The organism is Cellulophaga baltica 18 (assembly GCF_000468615.2).
GTDB lineage: Bacteria > Bacteroidota > Bacteroidia > Flavobacteriales > Flavobacteriaceae > Cellulophaga > Cellulophaga baltica.
This window is the reverse complement of the sequence record NZ_CP009976.1, coordinates 4,483,103-4,498,768: the sequence shown is the minus strand read 5'-3', so window position 1 is coordinate 4,498,768 and position 15,666 is coordinate 4,483,103. Positions and strand designations below refer to the sequence as shown.

Genomic DNA, 15,666 nt, shown 5'->3' with positions numbered 1-15,666 from the left:
ATAGTTACAATTAATCTTGTAGGGCAAATACTTTTTGTAATAATGCTGTTGTTCTAGAAGCAGATTTAGTTCTTATTTCTTGTTCTTCTACAGCAATCATAGTATAAACACCTTTTAAAGCTTCTCCTGTTACATAATCTGTTAAGTCAGGATTAACTTGAGTAACAAAGGGTATGTTGTTGTATTTGGTAATAAGATTACTCCAAACCTGATCAGCACCTACTTTAGAAAATGAATTTTTGATGACAGGACTAAAAGAGGCGTATAATTGAGTTTCTGTTGTAGATTTTAAATAATTTGTAGCAGCATCATCCGTACCTAATAAAATTTGTTTAGCATCGCTAAATGTAATTCCTTTTACAGCATCTACGAAAATAGGAGTAGCTTCTTTTACCGCATCTTCTGCTGCACGATTTAAAACTTTAAGTCCTTCGTCTGCCAAATTGCTCAAGCCCATCTTACGAAGTGTATTGTCTACTTTTTGTAATTCTTCCGGTAAGGCAATTTTTACAAGTTCATTTCTAAAGAACCCGTCTTCTTGCGTAAGTTTCTGCACTTGTTTATCAATACCAAAATCTAAAGCTTGGCGTAATCCACTAGCAATTTGATCGTTACCGATAGTTCCGCTTTGTGGAAGTTGGTTTACAACTTGTTGTAATTCGTTACAGCTAAATAATAAGAACAGTGCGCTTAGTGCAATAATTTTATATTTCATGGGGATTGTTTTTACAAATTTATAGTTTAAAAAATTGAAGTTAAGAGAAAATGATTGTTTTATTGTTATAAACCATGGTCTTACGTTGAATATGGAGTTTTACTGCTCTAGAGAGCACGATCTTTTCAAGATCACGTCCTTTAGCGATAAAATCATCAATAGAGTTGGTGTGTGATACGGTGGTGGTATCTTGTGCAATAATTGGGCCTGCGTCTAACTCTTCGGTTACATAATGACCTGTAGCTCCAATTATTTTAACACCTCTTTTAAAGGCAGCATGATATGGTTTTGCTCCAGCAAAAGCTGGTAAAAATGAATGGTGTATATTAATAATTTTATTCGGATAACGATCAATGATTTTGCTGGTGACAATTTGCATATAACGTGCTAAGACTACAAAATCTATCTGGTACTTTTCTAAGAGTGCTAATTGCTTGTTTTCAGCTTCAGCTTTCGTAGCTTTTGTAACAGGTATATGGTAATAAGGAATATCAAACTGGTTGGCTACAAATTCTAAATCAGTATGATTACTTATAATAAATGGGATGTCTACGGCTAATTCTCCAGAATTAAATCGACTCAATAAATCATAAAGGCAATGGTTGTATTTAGACACAAACAAACCCATTCTTGGCTTGGTTTCATCCGTATGAATACTCCATTTTATTTTGAATTTCTCAGTTAACTCTTTGTCAAATTGTGTTTTAAAATGCGATACACTCAATTTGGCATCTAAAAATTCACTTTCAATACGCATGAATAATTCGCCAGAGGCTTTTTCTACATGTTGATCTAAGTAAATAATATTTCCTCCTTGCGAGTGAACGAAACCAGTAACGGAGCAAATGATTCCTGTCTGATCTGGGCAATGTATTAAAATTGTTGTTTTCACGGGACTTAATTAAAGGGTAAAATTATGATATTGAAAAGAATAGGTCCTATGGAATGATCACTTTTACAATATTGTAAATTATGTTAGTTAATCTTTGCGTTTTTCGTAAATTGCATGCTGTAAAAACACCTTTTATTGTCAATGGAACAAATTACACCGTACGTACCGAAGAATAAAATTAGAATTGTTACTGCTGCATCATTATTTGATGGGCATGATTCCGCTATTAATATCATGCGGAGAATCATTCAATCTACAGGAGTAGAAGTTATTCACCTTGGCCACGATCGTAGTGTTCAGGAAATGGTAGATTGTGCCATTCAAGAAGATGTAAATGCAATAGCATTAACATCATATCAAGGTGGTCATAATGAATATTTCAGGTACATGCATGATTTGCTCAAGGAACGCGGGGCAGAACATATAAAAATCTTTGGCGGCGGCGGCGGTGTAATTCTTCCGGATGAAATAAAGGAATTAATGGATTATGGGATTGCTCGAATTTATGCTCCAGATGATGGGAGAAAAATGGGCTTACAGGGAATGATTAATGATCTGGTACAACAGAGTGATTTTCCCGTACCGGACTTAAAGATACAGGAGAGTGTTTCTGTTACAGATGCCTTAAAAGCTAAAGATATTAATACAATTTCTAGGTTAATTTCTTTAGCAGAAAATAGACCCGATGAATTTCAGAAACATTTTTCAGGCGTTACTATCCCAGATAGTGTTCCTGTTTTAGGAATAACGGGTACGGGTGGGTCTGGAAAGTCTAGTTTGGTAGATGAGTTAGTGCGAAGGTTTTTGGCAGATTTTCCTGAAAAGAGAATCGGATTGATTTCTGTAGATCCTTCAAAACGTAAAACAGGGGGTGCTCTTTTGGGTGACCGTATTCGTATGAATGCCATAAATAATGAGCGTGTATACATGCGTTCCTTAGCTACCAGGCAGTCTAACCTGGCTTTATCTAAGTATGTAGAAGAGGCGGTTCAGGTATTAAAAGCAGCGGAGTTTGATCTTATTGTGCTAGAAACTTCAGGAATTGGGCAATCGGATACCGAAATTATTCAACATTCAGACGTTTCTCTGTATGTTATGACACCAGAGTTTGGTGCGGCCACGCAACTAGAGAAAATAGATATGCTTGATTTTGCTGATGTCGTGTCTATAAATAAGTTTGACAAAAGAGGTTCTCTTGATGCCTTGCGTGATGTAAAGAAGCAATACATGCGTAACCATAACCTTTGGGATATGAATCAAGATGATTTGCCAATTTTTGGAACTATGGCGAGTCAGTTTAATGATCCAGGAACAAATAGGTTGTATCGTGTAGTTATGAATAAATTAGTAGAAAAGGCGAAGGCCAATTTACAATCTACTTTTGAATTTTATACGGATGACAAGGAACATGCCTTTGTTATTCCTCCTGCACGAATTAGATATCTTTCTGAAATTGCCGAGAATAACAGAAACTATGACGAAAAAGGAGTAGCGCAAGTACAAGTAGCACAGCGTCTATATGGGGTTTTTCAAGCTATTTTATCTATTCTGAATATAAAACGAGGCGTACCTGAACAGACGTATCTTTCAAAAAACGGACTGGATGAAGATGCTATTGAAGCGTTAGGAGTTTCAGAAGAAAATAAACCATTTTTATCTTTATTAGTCAAAGAATTTGATCGTGTAAAGTTAGATTTAGATCCTTACCATTGGGAAGCTATTATTAATTGGGAGGCAAAAGTTCAGAAATATAAAGATCCAATTTATGCCTTTAAAGTACGAGATAAAGAATTAAAATTAGAAACGCATACGGAATCTTTGTCACATACTCAGATCCCTAAAGTGGCGCTTCCTAAGTATAAAGCATGGGGAGATTTATTGCGTTGGATGATTCAAGAAAATGTTCCGGGAGAATTTCCATATACTGCAGGATTATATCCTTTTAAGCGTACAGGGGAAGACCCTACAAGAATGTTTGCAGGAGAAGGTGGGCCAGAGCGTACCAATCGTCGTTTTCATTATGTAAGTTTAGGCTTGCCAGCAAAACGTTTGTCTACAGCTTTTGATTCTGTTACTTTGTATGGCAACGATCCTGACATTAGACCAGATATTTATGGTAAAATTGGAAATGCTGGAGTCTCTGTTTGTTGCTTAGATGATGCCAAAAAATTGTATTCAGGATTTGATTTGTCTAATGCAATGACCTCGGTAAGTATGACCATTAATGGTCCGGCTCCTATGCTGTTAGGTTTTTTCTTAAATGCGGCTATAGATCAAAATTGTGAGAAATACATTATAGAAAATGGCTTAGAGAAAGAAGTGAACGCTAAAATAGCGGCATTGTATAGAGGTAAGGAAGAAAAGAAACCCAAGTACAACGGAGCACTACCAGAAGGGAATAATGGTTTAGGATTAATGTTATTAGGTGTTACTGGTGATCAAGTATTGCCATTAGATGTGTATGAAACGATAAAAGTCAAAACTCTTCATGAAGTAAGAGGTACAGTACAAGCAGATATCTTAAAAGAAGACCAAGCGCAGAATACCTGTATTTTTTCTACAGAATTTGCGTTGCGGTTAATGGGAGATGTACAGGAGTATTTTATCAAGAATCAAGTGCGCAATTTCTATTCCGTTTCTATCTCAGGGTATCATATTGCAGAGGCTGGTGCTAATCCTATTACACAATTGGCATTTACCTTATCCAATGGTTTTACGTATGTGGAGTATTATTTGAGTAGAGGAATGGATATTAATGCATTTGGTCCTAATCTGTCTTTTTTCTTTTCTAATGGCATAGACCCAGAATATGCTGTGATTGGTAGAGTTGCCCGAAAAATTTGGGCAAAAGCTTTAAAACATAAATACGGGGCAGGACCAAGAGCTCAAATGTTGAAATATCATATTCAAACTTCTGGTCGTAGTTTACATGCTCAGGAGATAGATTTTAATGATATTCGTACCACACTTCAGGCTTTGTATGCTATTTATGATAACTGCAATTCTTTGCATACCAATGCCTATGATGAAGCAATAACTACACCAACCGAAGAATCGGTGCGTAGAGCAATGGCTATTCAGTTAATTATAAATAAGGAATTAGGTCTAGCTAAAAATGAAAACCCGCTGCAAGGATCTTTTATCATAGAAGAACTTACAGATTTAGTGGAAGAGGCGGTACTCTTAGAATTTGACAGAATTACAGAACGCGGTGGAGTTTTAGGGGCTATGGAGACTATGTATCAACGCTCAAAAATACAAGAAGAAAGCTTGTATTATGAAACATTAAAGCATAATGGAGAATTCCCGATTATAGGAGTTAATACGTTTCTGAGTTCTAAAGGGTCTCCTACGGTATTACCTGCAGAAGTAATTCGTGCTACAGATGAAGAGAAAAAAGCTCAGATTGTAACTTTAGACCATCTAAAAGAAGTGAATCAAGAAAAATCTAAAGTTGCATTAGAGGAAATTCAAAAAGCAGCAATGAATAATGAAAATATTTTTGAGAAGCTTATGGATATTTCTAAAGTAAGTTCTTTAGGTCAAATTACCAATGCTTTGTTTAAAGTAGGCGGTCAATACCGAAGAAATATGTAAATTAATAAAGCTATAAAAAAAACGCTCTTTTTTATAAAGAGCGTTTCCAAATTCTGTAGGTTTTTCTAAATATTTTCAATTCCTCCCTAAGAAGATTTAAATACTCTTTTTCTTTTAAACCATCCATTTCTAAACCTCTACAATAGGACAAAATATTTTTTGTGATAATGTTGATGTGATGTATGGTAGATGTTCTAATTAAATGAGATTCAGAACGTTCTGCTAATTCAATTTTCTGCGGAATTAAAATAGCATCCGTTAGTAAAGAATCTGCAATAATATCTCTATGACTTTGAGATTTGTATAAATGTAACAAATCTTTATTATAGGTAATGTAGGATACAATTTCCCTACTCATAGAGCACAAATCCAGTGCTTTTCTATAAACAGGTAATGTATTTAAATTTCGATTTGGCATTTGTAGCAATTTTTTTATAAAATTACGACGAGATTACAATTTTTAACTTAACTTTAAATAGCAGAATGTTAATTTTGCTATCGATTATTAATTTTTTAAAGACATATACTTTTGAATCAAAAGATAGACGATTTAAATTGGGGGATCCTTCAGAGCTTGCAAAAAAATGCACGAGATTCTTTTGCGAATATTGGCCGCAAAGTGGGTTTAACACCTCCTGCAGTAGCAGAACGAATTAAGAAAATGGAAGACCTGGGGATAATTAATGGATACAAGGCTATTATCTCTCATACAGCAACCGGCTATCAGCTAAAAGCGATGATTACACTTAGAGCTTTTATGGGGAAATTAAAACCCTTTTTGGAAGCCGTAAAGACATTTGAAGAGGTGGTAAACTGTTACCGTATAACAGGAAATGAGAATATCATCATGGAGGTGGTTTTTAAAGATCAGTTTCATTTAGAAAAATTTATAGATAAGTTAATTCAATATGGTGAAACAAGAACGCATATTATTTTATCTGAAGTGGTTTCTGATGCGCCTGTAGGTAGAAAGCCAAAAATCTAGTTTCGTTAATTTTCTAAAGTGATCCTTTACAAACACTATTTTAATTTGTAGATTTAACTATAATTTGGCGAGATTTTTGATGCATCAAATTGATATGAAAAAAACAATACTCTTTTTAGCTTTAGCTTGTTGTGGTATCTTAAGCACTTCAGCACAACAGATGACACTCCGAAAAGGGGTTGTTTTAGATTCTTTACAAGTCAATGATACCATATCGGAAAGTTTTGCATTATATCTGCCGAAGAAATTTGAACTAGATTCTCGTTGGCCAGTTCTTTTTCTTTTTAATATGGAGGGTAAAGGGAAGCATGTAATGCAACCTTTTCTACAAGCGGCTGAGCATCAAAATTATATTCTCGCAGCTTCTAACAGCGTTAACGATACCCTTTCTCTTACTCAAAATGTATTGATAGCTAGTAGAATGATTAATCAGGTATTGAATATTCTGCCTGTAGATTCTAGAAGAATTTATACAGGCGGTATGGATACTGGAGGAACTTTCGCTTCTGTAATGCCTGTAGTGAGTAAGAATATTAAAGGAATTATTTCTGTTGGAGGAGGTATTGCGAATGTTGATGTTTTAGCTCCAGACAGTCCATTTCAGTTTATTGGAATTGCAGACATCAATGAGTATAGTAGTATTGAGATGGAAGCATCTGAATCGCTTTTAAATAATCTTAGATTCTCCAATCAGTTATTTAAGTATGAAAAAAATACCAAGCCTTTGCCAATGTATCTTATAGATTTTGGCTTGCAAATTTTTGTCTTGAACGCTATGGCGAAAGGAGAAGTAGTAAAAGATATGGAGTATGTAAATTCTGCCTACCGCCAAAATTTACGGGTAATTGATGCCTTAATAAAAGAAAAGAAGTTGCTGCATGCCTATGATTTTGCAAATGAGATATTGGAAGTTTTCAGAGTACATCTAGATGTGTCGGAAATAAAGGCTTCTCAAAAGCTACTAAGAAAAGACAAGGAATATAAGGCAATGAAGCGTTTGGCGTCTAATTATAAGTTTAAAGAGGAGCTATTGCAAGAAGATTATGATTATGCAATTTATGAAGATGTGGCTACGTATAACTTTAATAATTTAGGATGGTGGGCATATCAAATGCAGGAAATTAAAAAATTCCAAGCAAGTACTATTCGTTTTGAACATCAGATGGGAAATAGGTTAAAGGATTTTGTAGATCATCTGGTAAATAAAAATATCAGGCAATTAAAAGAGGAAGAAACCTTAGATGAAGAAGGCTTGAGTTTTCTCTATATGTTGAACACGATTACAGAGCCTACAGATTATGAAGCCTATATAGAGGTTATTTCATTAAGTTCCAAGATAGAAGATTATGATACCGCATTATTTTATTTAGAGGAATTGCTAAAAACAGGATTTAAAGACAAACAACAACTATATGATATTCCTGATACGGCACTTTTAAGAATTTCACCAGAGTATAATGCTTTGATGTTGAAGTACCTTAAGGAAGCTAGGTATGATATTAAGGAACAATAAAATGAGGCACTTTGTTAACGTCCCAATCAATTACTAATCCTTGGGCTAATGACTGTGTGACCTCTTTACCGTATAGAAGTTCGCATAGGTAAAGAGCTGCTTCAAAACTTTTCGCACCACCTGCCGAAGTAATGTACTTTCCGTCATGTACAAATAAAGAATTCTTCTTTACATTTAAATGCGGAAACCTTTCTTGGTATTTATCTAAATCACCCGGAAAAGTGGTAGAGGCTACAGTGTCTAGTAGGCCCGTTTTTGCAAGCACAAAAGCGCCGTCACAGTGGCTCGTCATATAAAGAGCATTTTCATCTACTTTCTTTACAAAACTTAACATTACTACATCGTCTAGATCGGTATCTAAATGATGTTCTGCGCTCGGAATTACTAGAATATCAATATTTGGTAGATTCTTTTTAGTGTAATCAAAATCAGGAAGTATTCGTACACCTTCAAAAGTAGTAATGGGTTTTAATGTATTAGCTACGGTGAAAACGTTCATAGCTTTAATATTTTTCCGAAATTGAGTGTGTTGAAAGATATCGTAGGGCGCTGTAAATTCGGTATTGTACGTGCCATCCATTATTAGGAAAGCTACATTATAGCGATCCGGATTTATTTTTTCTAAAGCTTTTTTATTGTTATAAGAATAATCAGTTTCGCCACACGAAACGAATAGTACCATTGAAAGGAGTAATGTTATAGCAGCTTTCATAGATGTTTTATTTTAAGCCGAATTTACAAACAAAAGCTAGATGTGCAAGAGATGAATGCTAACTATTTTATTTATAAGTTTGTAGTCAAGGAATGATTTTGTCAAGGTTTGCAGAATTACAATTCTTAAAAAGAGACTTACTTTGTTTGATTTTTTAATATGTTATCTATGCGTAAATTACTTTTTATAGCACTACTTTTAATTTTGAGTTGCAAGCAAGAAAAAAAATATCATGATGTAGTTGCCAATGCAATTCCACAAGATGTTTCTGATGCCATGGCAGATATTTTAAAATTTCAACAGGAATTAAATAAAGAGTATAAGGATCCTGAAACATCTCCTTTGTATAACAAGGATAGAAAGAATTTTGAAACACTAGATTTTTTTGAGCCAGATACTACTTTAAGGGTCGTAGCTAAATTTGTGAGAACACCAGATGCTTTACCGTTTTTAATGGCTACCACTACAGATAGAAAATCTGAAGAAGTGCTGTACGGTGTTGCCTATTTTGAAATTAACGGAGCAGATTTTCAGTTAGAGGTGTATCAAAACCCTGCATTGTCTGCACAAGAAAAGTATAGAGAATATTTGTTTTTACCATTTTCAGACGAAACAAATGGATATGCAAGTTATACGGGAGGTAGGTATATTGATTTATCGATTCCAAAAGGGGACAGCATTTTAATTGATTTTAATAAAGCATACAATCCATACTGTGCCTACAATAAGAAATATTCCTGTCCCATTGTGCCTAAAGTTAATCATCTTCCGATAAAAATAAATGCAGGTGTCAAAGCCTTTAAAAAACACTAAGTAAAAAAAGCAGGTCTAACATTAATGTTAGACCTGCTTTTTTTAAGTAGTATAGTGAAGTTTAGTGCTGATTCAGTCTGAAATCTGGATAAGCATCCATCCCGTGTTCGTGGAGGTCTAATCCTTCTAATTCTTCCTCTCTAGAAACTCTTATTCCAACCGTTTTCTTTAATGCAAAAAGGATAAGAAAAGAAGTTAAAGAGCAAAATATTCCAATAATTACAATACCCGCTAATTGATACAGAATTTGTGAACCACCAGCTTTAGTTCCAAAGAAACCTACTGCTAAGGTACCCCAAACTCCACAAATTAGGTGAACTGCTATGGCGCCTACAGGATCGTCCAACTTAATTTTATCAATTAACGCAACGGCTCCTACGACTAGAATACCTGCTAAGGCTCCAATGATGATAGCTTCATTAGGTGACATTAAATCTGCACCAGCGGTAATCCCAACTAAGCCTCCTAGTATTCCGTTAAGAAACATGGTGAGGTCTAGGTTTTTGTAAAGTATGAAAGAAAAAAGAAAAGCAGCTATGCCTCCTGCCGCTGCCGCTAATGAGGTAGTGACAAGCACTAGTGATGTTCCTTCTGGGTCCGCAGATAGTACGGAACCTCCGTTAAAACCAAACCATCCCAGCCAAAGAATTAAAACACCAGCAGTAGCAATGGGAATATTATGTCCTGGAATCGCAAAAGTTTCTCCATTTTCGTCAAATTTTCCAATCCTTGGCCCTAGTAAATAAACAGCTACTAAGGCTGCCCAGCCACCTACAGAGTGTACTAGTGTAGAACCCGCAAAATCATGAAAACCAGCTTCCTTTATAAGTTCTCCTGCGGCATTTACTTCATTGCCTAGGGTAGATAAGAATCCGCCTCCCCATTGCCATGAACCTACAATTGGATAAATTAAGCCAACATAGATGACTGTAAAAATCATAAACCCTCCAATTTTAATACGCTCAGCAACGGCGCCAGAAACTATGGTTGCCGCGGTGGCAGCAAACATTCCTTGGAATAAAAAATCGGTCCAATAGGTATACCCTCCGCTAGGAGCGTAATCTGCGGTCATACCATTAGTGGGAGCTTCAATTCCAAAACCTGCAAAGCCTAAAAAGCCATTAAAATCTCCAGGATACATAAGGTTAAATCCGCCTATGTAGTATAGTAGAAGTCCAGCACAAATAATGAATAGGTTTTTAAATAAAATGTTTATGGTGTTCTTTTGCCTTGTTAATCCAATCTCTAAAAATGAAAAGCCTAAATGCATGAAAAATACTAATGCGGTACACATCATCATCCAAACATTATTAGCTGTAAATAATCCGTCGTTCATAATGTTTTTTTAGTTGATTCCTGCGTTTCCACTTTCTTTTGTCCTTATTCTATAAGCCTCTGTAATTTCCGATACAAATATTTTACCGTCACCAACATTACCTGTGCTTGCGGTTTCTAAAATAGTATTGACTGTCTTTTCTAAGAATTCATCAGAAATTACGATACTTAAATATCTGCGTTGTATATCAGTGGTGCTGTAGGAGATGCCGCGATATACGTGTCCTTGTTTTTCATTACCGACACCTGTTACATCCCAATAGCTAAAAAAGTTTACATCAATCTTATGAAGTGCTTTTTTTACTTCATCGAATTTTGACTTTCGAATTATTGCCTCGATTTTTTTCATGAATGATTTGTTTGATTTGCTGCAAATGTAGATTAAAAATTATTTTTAACAATTCATTAACAGGCTGTCGGTTTGACATCGAAAAATAGTTTTTCTTTTTAAATAATTGTAATTCAGTTAGTTAAGTGTTTATTTTTATGATGTTAGAAAATCAAGCATTTGGAATCTAATTTGTGAGAAATCTGACCTTTGCACAAAAAAAAGAGCCTGACTTTTTTAGAAGTCAAGCTCTTTTCAGTATAAACAATAAACAAATTTTAATTTAGAACGAATAAATCGCAGCAATTAAGAATGATGATAAGCTTTTTGTTGCTTCTAAGTCATTATCTAAATAGAATTCTTCAGATCCGTTATCTAATCTTAATTCTGGTTTGATCGTTAAGTTTTCTACGGTATAGCTCCCTGTCAATGTAGCGGCAAATACACTTGGATCATCAGTACCATCTACACCATCAAAAGTTGTAAAGTATTCTCCTCTTAATCCTAATGTAAAGCTATCTGAAGTAGCTAACTGTGGGTATAATGCTGCACCTGAAAAGCCGGCTCCGTCATTATCAGCATATGCTGCATTTATTCCTAAGAATAAGTCTTCAGTTAAATCAAAACCACCAGTGTAATCAACTTCAAATCCTAACAATGCTTTGTTGTCATAATAGAAATTTAAGAATTGTCCAGAGTATCCTAATTGTGCACCTAAAGAGTATTCTCCAGTTAGGTTGCTATTTACATCGGTTACATTCATTACGGCTAGCATTAAGCTAAAATCTTCCGATAGCGCAAAATCTGCTTTTAAACCTACGTGAGAGAATGGTCCGTTAGAAAATAAATATGAAGTACTGTAGTTAAAGTTTCCTACAGGAGAAATAACTTCATATCCTAGGTAGGTATTAAAACGACCAGCAGTTAATGTTGTTCCTTCAGAAACATTCCAGTAAGCGTATAATTGGTTAATATTAAAGCCTCCTGTAGCAGATTCGCCTCTTGGTCCAAAGGTAACATCTGCCACCGCACCTGTTTTAGTTCCTTCATAGCTTGCTATTAAATTAGCCATACCAAGTGCAAAACCAGTTTCGTCGGCAAATGAAGTTCCTGGGCTTTGGAAAGATTGGCCATCTTCTCCAAAAATAGCTCTATCTGTTGAGCTTAGGTTAGTTTTGTAATATGCATCAACAGAACCGCTTAAAGAAATTGCTTTTTTTTCTTCAACTTCTTCTTGGGCAACTAAACTAGCTCCTGTAAAAAGTACTGCTGCAAAAAATATATTTTTTACGTAATTCGTTTTTGTAATCGCTTTCATAAATGATGTTTTAAATGTTCCTTTTCAGTTTAAAGGAAGTGTTTAAGATTAAGTGTTGTTTGTTGAAATAATGAGTATTGTAATGGAACGCTTGTAGAAGCGTTCCATTGTATAGCTTTATTTATCGTTGATAGTAAACTCAGGATAAGCACTAGAATCATGTTCGTGAATATCTAATCCGTCCATTTCTTCTTCTTGAGTAACTCTTAATCCTAATGTTTTCTTTAAGATGAACAATACAATGAATGAAGCAACAGCCGCCCAAACTATGTATGCTAAAGAGCCGTAAAATTGTACCCATAATAATCCAGCGCCTCCGCCAGAAAGCAAACCTCCGTCTAATGCAAATACACCAACAAGTACTGTTCCTACGAAACCACAAACTCCATGTACAGAGATGGCACCAACTGGATCATCAATTTTTAACTTTTTATCTATAAATTCAATAGATAGTACTACTATAATTCCGCATATTAAACCAATAGCAAGTGCACCCCATACGTTTACGGCACCACATCCTGCGGTAATACCCACAAGTCCGGCTAATGCTCCGTTTAAGGTCATTGAAATATCTGGTTTCCCGTATCTAATCCAAGTTAATGCTATGGCAGCTACGGCTCCCATTGCTGCGGCAATATTGGTATTTATGATCACACTTCCTACGGCAATCGTATCATCCCCGCCAAATGCAAGTTGAGATCCACCATTAAAACCGAACCATCCTAACCAAAGTATTAAAACCCCTAAGGCACCATAAGTCATATTGTGACCTGGAATTGCGTTTACTTTACCATCTTTATATTTCCCAATTCTAGGACCAACTAAGATGGCAGCTACTAAAGCAGCAGCCCCACCAACAGCATGTACTACAGAAGATCCTGCAAAATCTACAAAACCTGCAACGTTTAACCAGGCGCTGTCATCAAATGGCCAGTACCAACTACCTGAAATAGGGTAGATGATTGTTGTTAATACAGCAGAGAATATTAAATAGGTAGAAAATTTTGTTCTTTCGGCAATGGCTCCGGATACAATAGTAGCAGCAGTAGCACAGAATACCGTTTGAAAAAGTAAATTATACCAGTCTGTTGCAGAAAAGAAGAAATATCCTTGTTCTGTTGGACTTGATCTAAAAAAGCCTCCTAGAACAGTGTCGCTACCGTACATAATACCGTAACCTACAGCCCAAAATAATAATGAACCAATACAAAGGTCCATAATATTTTTCATAATAATGTTACCAGAATTTTTACTTCTAGTGAAACCTACTTCTACAAGCGTAAACCCTGCTTGCATAAAAAATACTAAAATGGCTGCAACTATAATCCATAGTGCGCCCATGTCGCCGTTAATGCTCTGAATAGCTTGGTCTAGTGCTTCTTGGCTAACACCTTCCGCTACTTTGCTCACAGCTTCTTGTTGTACTTCACTCATAATATTAGTTTTTTTGAAAATCTTAGTTAGTTAATTCCAGCTTGTCCGCTCTCTTTGGTTCTTATTCTGTATGCTTCGGTAACTTCTGAAACAAATATTTTTCCATCACCTACATTGCCAGTACTAGAAGCTTCTAATATGGTACTTACTGTTTTTTCTAAAAACTCATCGGATACTACAATGGTAAGGTATCTTCTTTGGATGTCTGACGTACTGTAGGATATTCCGCGGTACACGTGACCTTGTTTTTCGTTTCCTACACCTGTTACATCCCAGTAACTAAAAAAGTTAACTTCAATTTGATGCAGTGCTTTCTTTACTTCATCGAATTTAGATTTTCGAATAATTGCCTCGATTTTTTTCATATGTGATTTGTTTGTTGATGAGGCAAATGTATGTTAAAATATTTAACACCCCCTGTTTCGAAGGGGGGATGCTATTATTTTTTTGATAATTGTAATTTATACCCCTAAAATTTATGGGTATCGTTATTTTTAATTCAATTAAATAAAAATTTGATTTAATCAGTTTGCTTATTTCAGCTAAAAGTTGGGAGAAGTAGATTTTTTTATAGATTTTATTGTGATATGTTCAAAAACCAACAAGAAATGATGTAAATCATGTAAAATATAAAAAATGATAACTTATTGTGTAATTTATAACAAAGAGGTAGGGAGGGATAGTTGTATTGGCTGTCTAGAAAATTTTGCTGAACCAGAGTCCTAAAGAAACAGCTATGATGCCTAATACTAAACTTACTATCGTGTAGCTTGCAAAAGCAATTAGGTCTCCATTTTTTAAGAGCGAATTGTTTTCTAAAGCAAATGTAGAAAAGGTAGTAAACCCGCCGCAAAAGCCAGTAGCTAAAAGTAAAGTTTGATTTTCGCTAAGAAAATTATTTTTCAAGGATAGGCCAAGTAAAAGTCCTATAAGAAGGCATCCTATTATATTGACAATAAAAGTGCCTAGATAAAAATTGGTAAAATAGAGATTTAGTGGTTTGCTAATAAGATATCTTAATACACTGCCTAAACCACCACCTAAAAAAACAAGTAGAATTTGTTTCATACTTTAAAAGTATAAAACTAAACTGCTTTTTTATACTTAGTTTCAAGAATATTTAAAGGATAAATATTTTCTGAAGGAATTTGTGCTGTGTTGGTATCTTTTTTTTCCACTCTTTTCTTGTTACTATTTACGCTAAAGAGTAATAGAAAAGCATTTAAACCGACTAAAATAGATAACACACTAAAAAAAGTGACCATAGAACTTTGTTTTATAGTAATACAACGCAAAAATACGTCTTTTCTTACAAAAATCTTAAAATTGTTGTGATCTGCTTAATTTTTGTGGTGTATGTAACTATTGCGTTAATTTTTAAGTAAATATTTAATTGCGAATAGTAAAATTATGAATATTACGAATGTTAATCCAATCCATTTAACGCCTTTATAATTTTTTAGATGGAGATTTTTATCTCTTTTATAAGCGAAAAAAGTAATTACCACGAAAGACACGAAAAAAAGTCCCGCGAATATTAATTGTCCTTTACTGAACATATTTTTTATTTTTATACAAAAATAACCTAATAATAGAAGAGATGAAAAATAAACTTGAAGCTGTAGCGCTTTTTCATGAAACATTTGGAATGGGAGTTGCTAATGCCATGAAAGCTGATTTGGGATCCCGTAAAAATTTGCTTCGTTTTAATTTAATGGATGAAGAAAATAAAGAATATCTTGAAGCTGCTGAAAATAATGATTTGGTAGAAGTGGCCGATGCTTTGGGTGATATGTTATATATATTGTGTGGTACTATTTTAGAACATGGTATGCAATACAAGATAGAAGAAGTATTTAATGAAATTCAGCGGAGTAATATGAGTAAGTTAGGAGCAGATGGTAAGCCTATATATAGAGAAGATGGTAAGGTATTAAAAGGGCCAAATTACTTTGTACCAAATATAGATAAGATTTTAAAGGAATAAAAAAAACCGCCCAATGGCGGTTTTTTCTTTTTTTATT

General features: G+C 34.7%; 16 protein-coding genes. 5 read left to right on the top strand and 11 right to left on the bottom strand.

What is annotated here, in order from left to right:
- Nucleotides 1–10 precede the first annotated feature (10 nt).
- Together M666_RS19340 and purU are read right to left on the bottom strand one after the other, a co-directional pair.
- On the bottom strand, nucleotides 11–715 hold the full coding sequence (locus tag M666_RS19340) for a DUF4197 domain-containing protein (protein ID WP_024479598.1): 705 nt from the start codon (nucleotides 713–715) through the stop codon (nucleotides 11–13).
- A 40-nt stretch (nucleotides 716–755) separates the two neighbouring features.
- Nucleotides 756–1,607: a formyltetrahydrofolate deformylase gene (purU, locus tag M666_RS19335; RefSeq protein ID WP_029445562.1), complete on the bottom strand. Its 852-nt coding sequence runs from the start codon at nucleotides 1,605–1,607 to the stop codon at nucleotides 756–758.
- Nucleotides 1,608–1,748: 141 nt separating this feature from the next.
- Between purU and M666_RS19330 the strand changes: the two genes are divergently transcribed.
- The gene (locus tag M666_RS19330; RefSeq protein WP_029445563.1) at nucleotides 1,749–5,204 is read left to right on the top strand and encodes a methylmalonyl-CoA mutase family protein; all 3,456 of its coding nucleotides are present in this window, start codon (nucleotides 1,749–1,751) and stop codon (nucleotides 5,202–5,204) included.
- 31 nt (nucleotides 5,205–5,235) lie between these two features.
- On the opposite strand, the gene M666_RS19325 is transcribed toward M666_RS19330, so the two are convergent.
- Complete coding sequence (locus tag M666_RS19325; RefSeq protein ID WP_024479601.1) at nucleotides 5,236–5,622, bottom strand: hypothetical protein; 387 nt, start codon at nucleotides 5,620–5,622, stop codon at nucleotides 5,236–5,238.
- A 111-nt stretch (nucleotides 5,623–5,733) separates the two neighbouring features.
- Between M666_RS19325 and M666_RS19320 the strand changes: the two genes are divergently transcribed.
- Both M666_RS19320 and M666_RS19315 read left to right on the top strand, forming a co-directional pair.
- Nucleotides 5,734–6,189, top strand: a complete 456-nt coding sequence (locus M666_RS19320; protein WP_024479602.1) for an Lrp/AsnC family transcriptional regulator — start codon at nucleotides 5,734–5,736, stop codon at nucleotides 6,187–6,189.
- 94 nt (nucleotides 6,190–6,283) lie between these two features.
- The gene (locus M666_RS19315; protein ID WP_029445564.1) at nucleotides 6,284–7,702 is read left to right on the top strand and encodes an alpha/beta hydrolase family protein; all 1,419 of its coding nucleotides are present in this window, start codon (nucleotides 6,284–6,286) and stop codon (nucleotides 7,700–7,702) included.
- Here the strand turns inward: M666_RS19315 and M666_RS19310 are convergent.
- Nucleotides 7,689–8,414: a DJ-1/PfpI family protein gene (locus tag M666_RS19310; protein ID WP_024479604.1), complete on the bottom strand. Its 726-nt coding sequence runs from the start codon at nucleotides 8,412–8,414 to the stop codon at nucleotides 7,689–7,691. The two genes, M666_RS19315 and M666_RS19310, sit on opposite strands and share 14 nt — an antisense overlap.
- Nucleotides 8,415–8,582: 168 nt before the next feature.
- Between M666_RS19310 and M666_RS19305 the strand changes: the two genes are divergently transcribed.
- Complete coding sequence (locus M666_RS19305) at nucleotides 8,583–9,227, top strand: DUF1684 domain-containing protein (RefSeq protein ID WP_024479605.1); 645 nt, start codon at nucleotides 8,583–8,585, stop codon at nucleotides 9,225–9,227.
- A 61-nt stretch (nucleotides 9,228–9,288) separates the two neighbouring features.
- Here M666_RS19305 and M666_RS19300 read toward each other — a convergent pair whose 3' ends face one another.
- The 7 genes from M666_RS19300 to M666_RS19270 all read right to left on the bottom strand — a co-directional run bounded on the left by M666_RS19300 (nucleotide 9,289) and on the right by M666_RS19270 (nucleotide 14,907).
- Nucleotides 9,289–10,563 carry an ammonium transporter gene (locus M666_RS19300; protein ID WP_029445565.1) on the bottom strand — a complete coding sequence of 425 codons (1,275 nt, stop codon included), beginning with the start codon at nucleotides 10,561–10,563 and terminating at the stop codon, nucleotides 9,289–9,291.
- A gap of 9 nt (nucleotides 10,564–10,572) precedes the next feature.
- On the bottom strand, nucleotides 10,573–10,911 hold the full coding sequence (locus tag M666_RS19295; RefSeq protein ID WP_024479607.1) for a P-II family nitrogen regulator: 339 nt from the start codon (nucleotides 10,909–10,911) through the stop codon (nucleotides 10,573–10,575).
- A gap of 262 nt (nucleotides 10,912–11,173) precedes the next feature.
- Complete coding sequence (locus M666_RS19290; protein ID WP_024479608.1) at nucleotides 11,174–12,208, bottom strand: outer membrane beta-barrel protein; 1,035 nt, start codon at nucleotides 12,206–12,208, stop codon at nucleotides 11,174–11,176.
- Between the two features lie 117 nt (nucleotides 12,209–12,325).
- Nucleotides 12,326–13,642: an ammonium transporter gene (locus tag M666_RS19285; RefSeq protein WP_024479609.1), complete on the bottom strand. Its 1,317-nt coding sequence runs from the start codon at nucleotides 13,640–13,642 to the stop codon at nucleotides 12,326–12,328.
- 26 nt (nucleotides 13,643–13,668) lie between these two features.
- A complete protein-coding gene (locus M666_RS19280) occupies nucleotides 13,669–14,007 on the bottom strand; it encodes a P-II family nitrogen regulator (RefSeq protein WP_024479610.1) in 339 nt (112 codons plus the stop codon).
- A 331-nt stretch (nucleotides 14,008–14,338) separates the two neighbouring features.
- Complete coding sequence (gene crcB / locus M666_RS19275; RefSeq protein WP_025614249.1) at nucleotides 14,339–14,710, bottom strand: fluoride efflux transporter CrcB; 372 nt, start codon at nucleotides 14,708–14,710, stop codon at nucleotides 14,339–14,341.
- Nucleotides 14,711–14,727: 17 nt separating this feature from the next.
- On the bottom strand, nucleotides 14,728–14,907 hold the full coding sequence (locus tag M666_RS19270; RefSeq protein ID WP_024479612.1) for a hypothetical protein: 180 nt from the start codon (nucleotides 14,905–14,907) through the stop codon (nucleotides 14,728–14,730).
- A gap of 335 nt (nucleotides 14,908–15,242) precedes the next feature.
- Between M666_RS19270 and M666_RS19260 the strand changes: the two genes are divergently transcribed.
- Nucleotides 15,243–15,629: a pyrophosphohydrolase domain-containing protein gene (locus M666_RS19260; protein WP_029445566.1), complete on the top strand. Its 387-nt coding sequence runs from the start codon at nucleotides 15,243–15,245 to the stop codon at nucleotides 15,627–15,629.
- Nucleotides 15,630–15,666 lie beyond the last annotated feature (37 nt).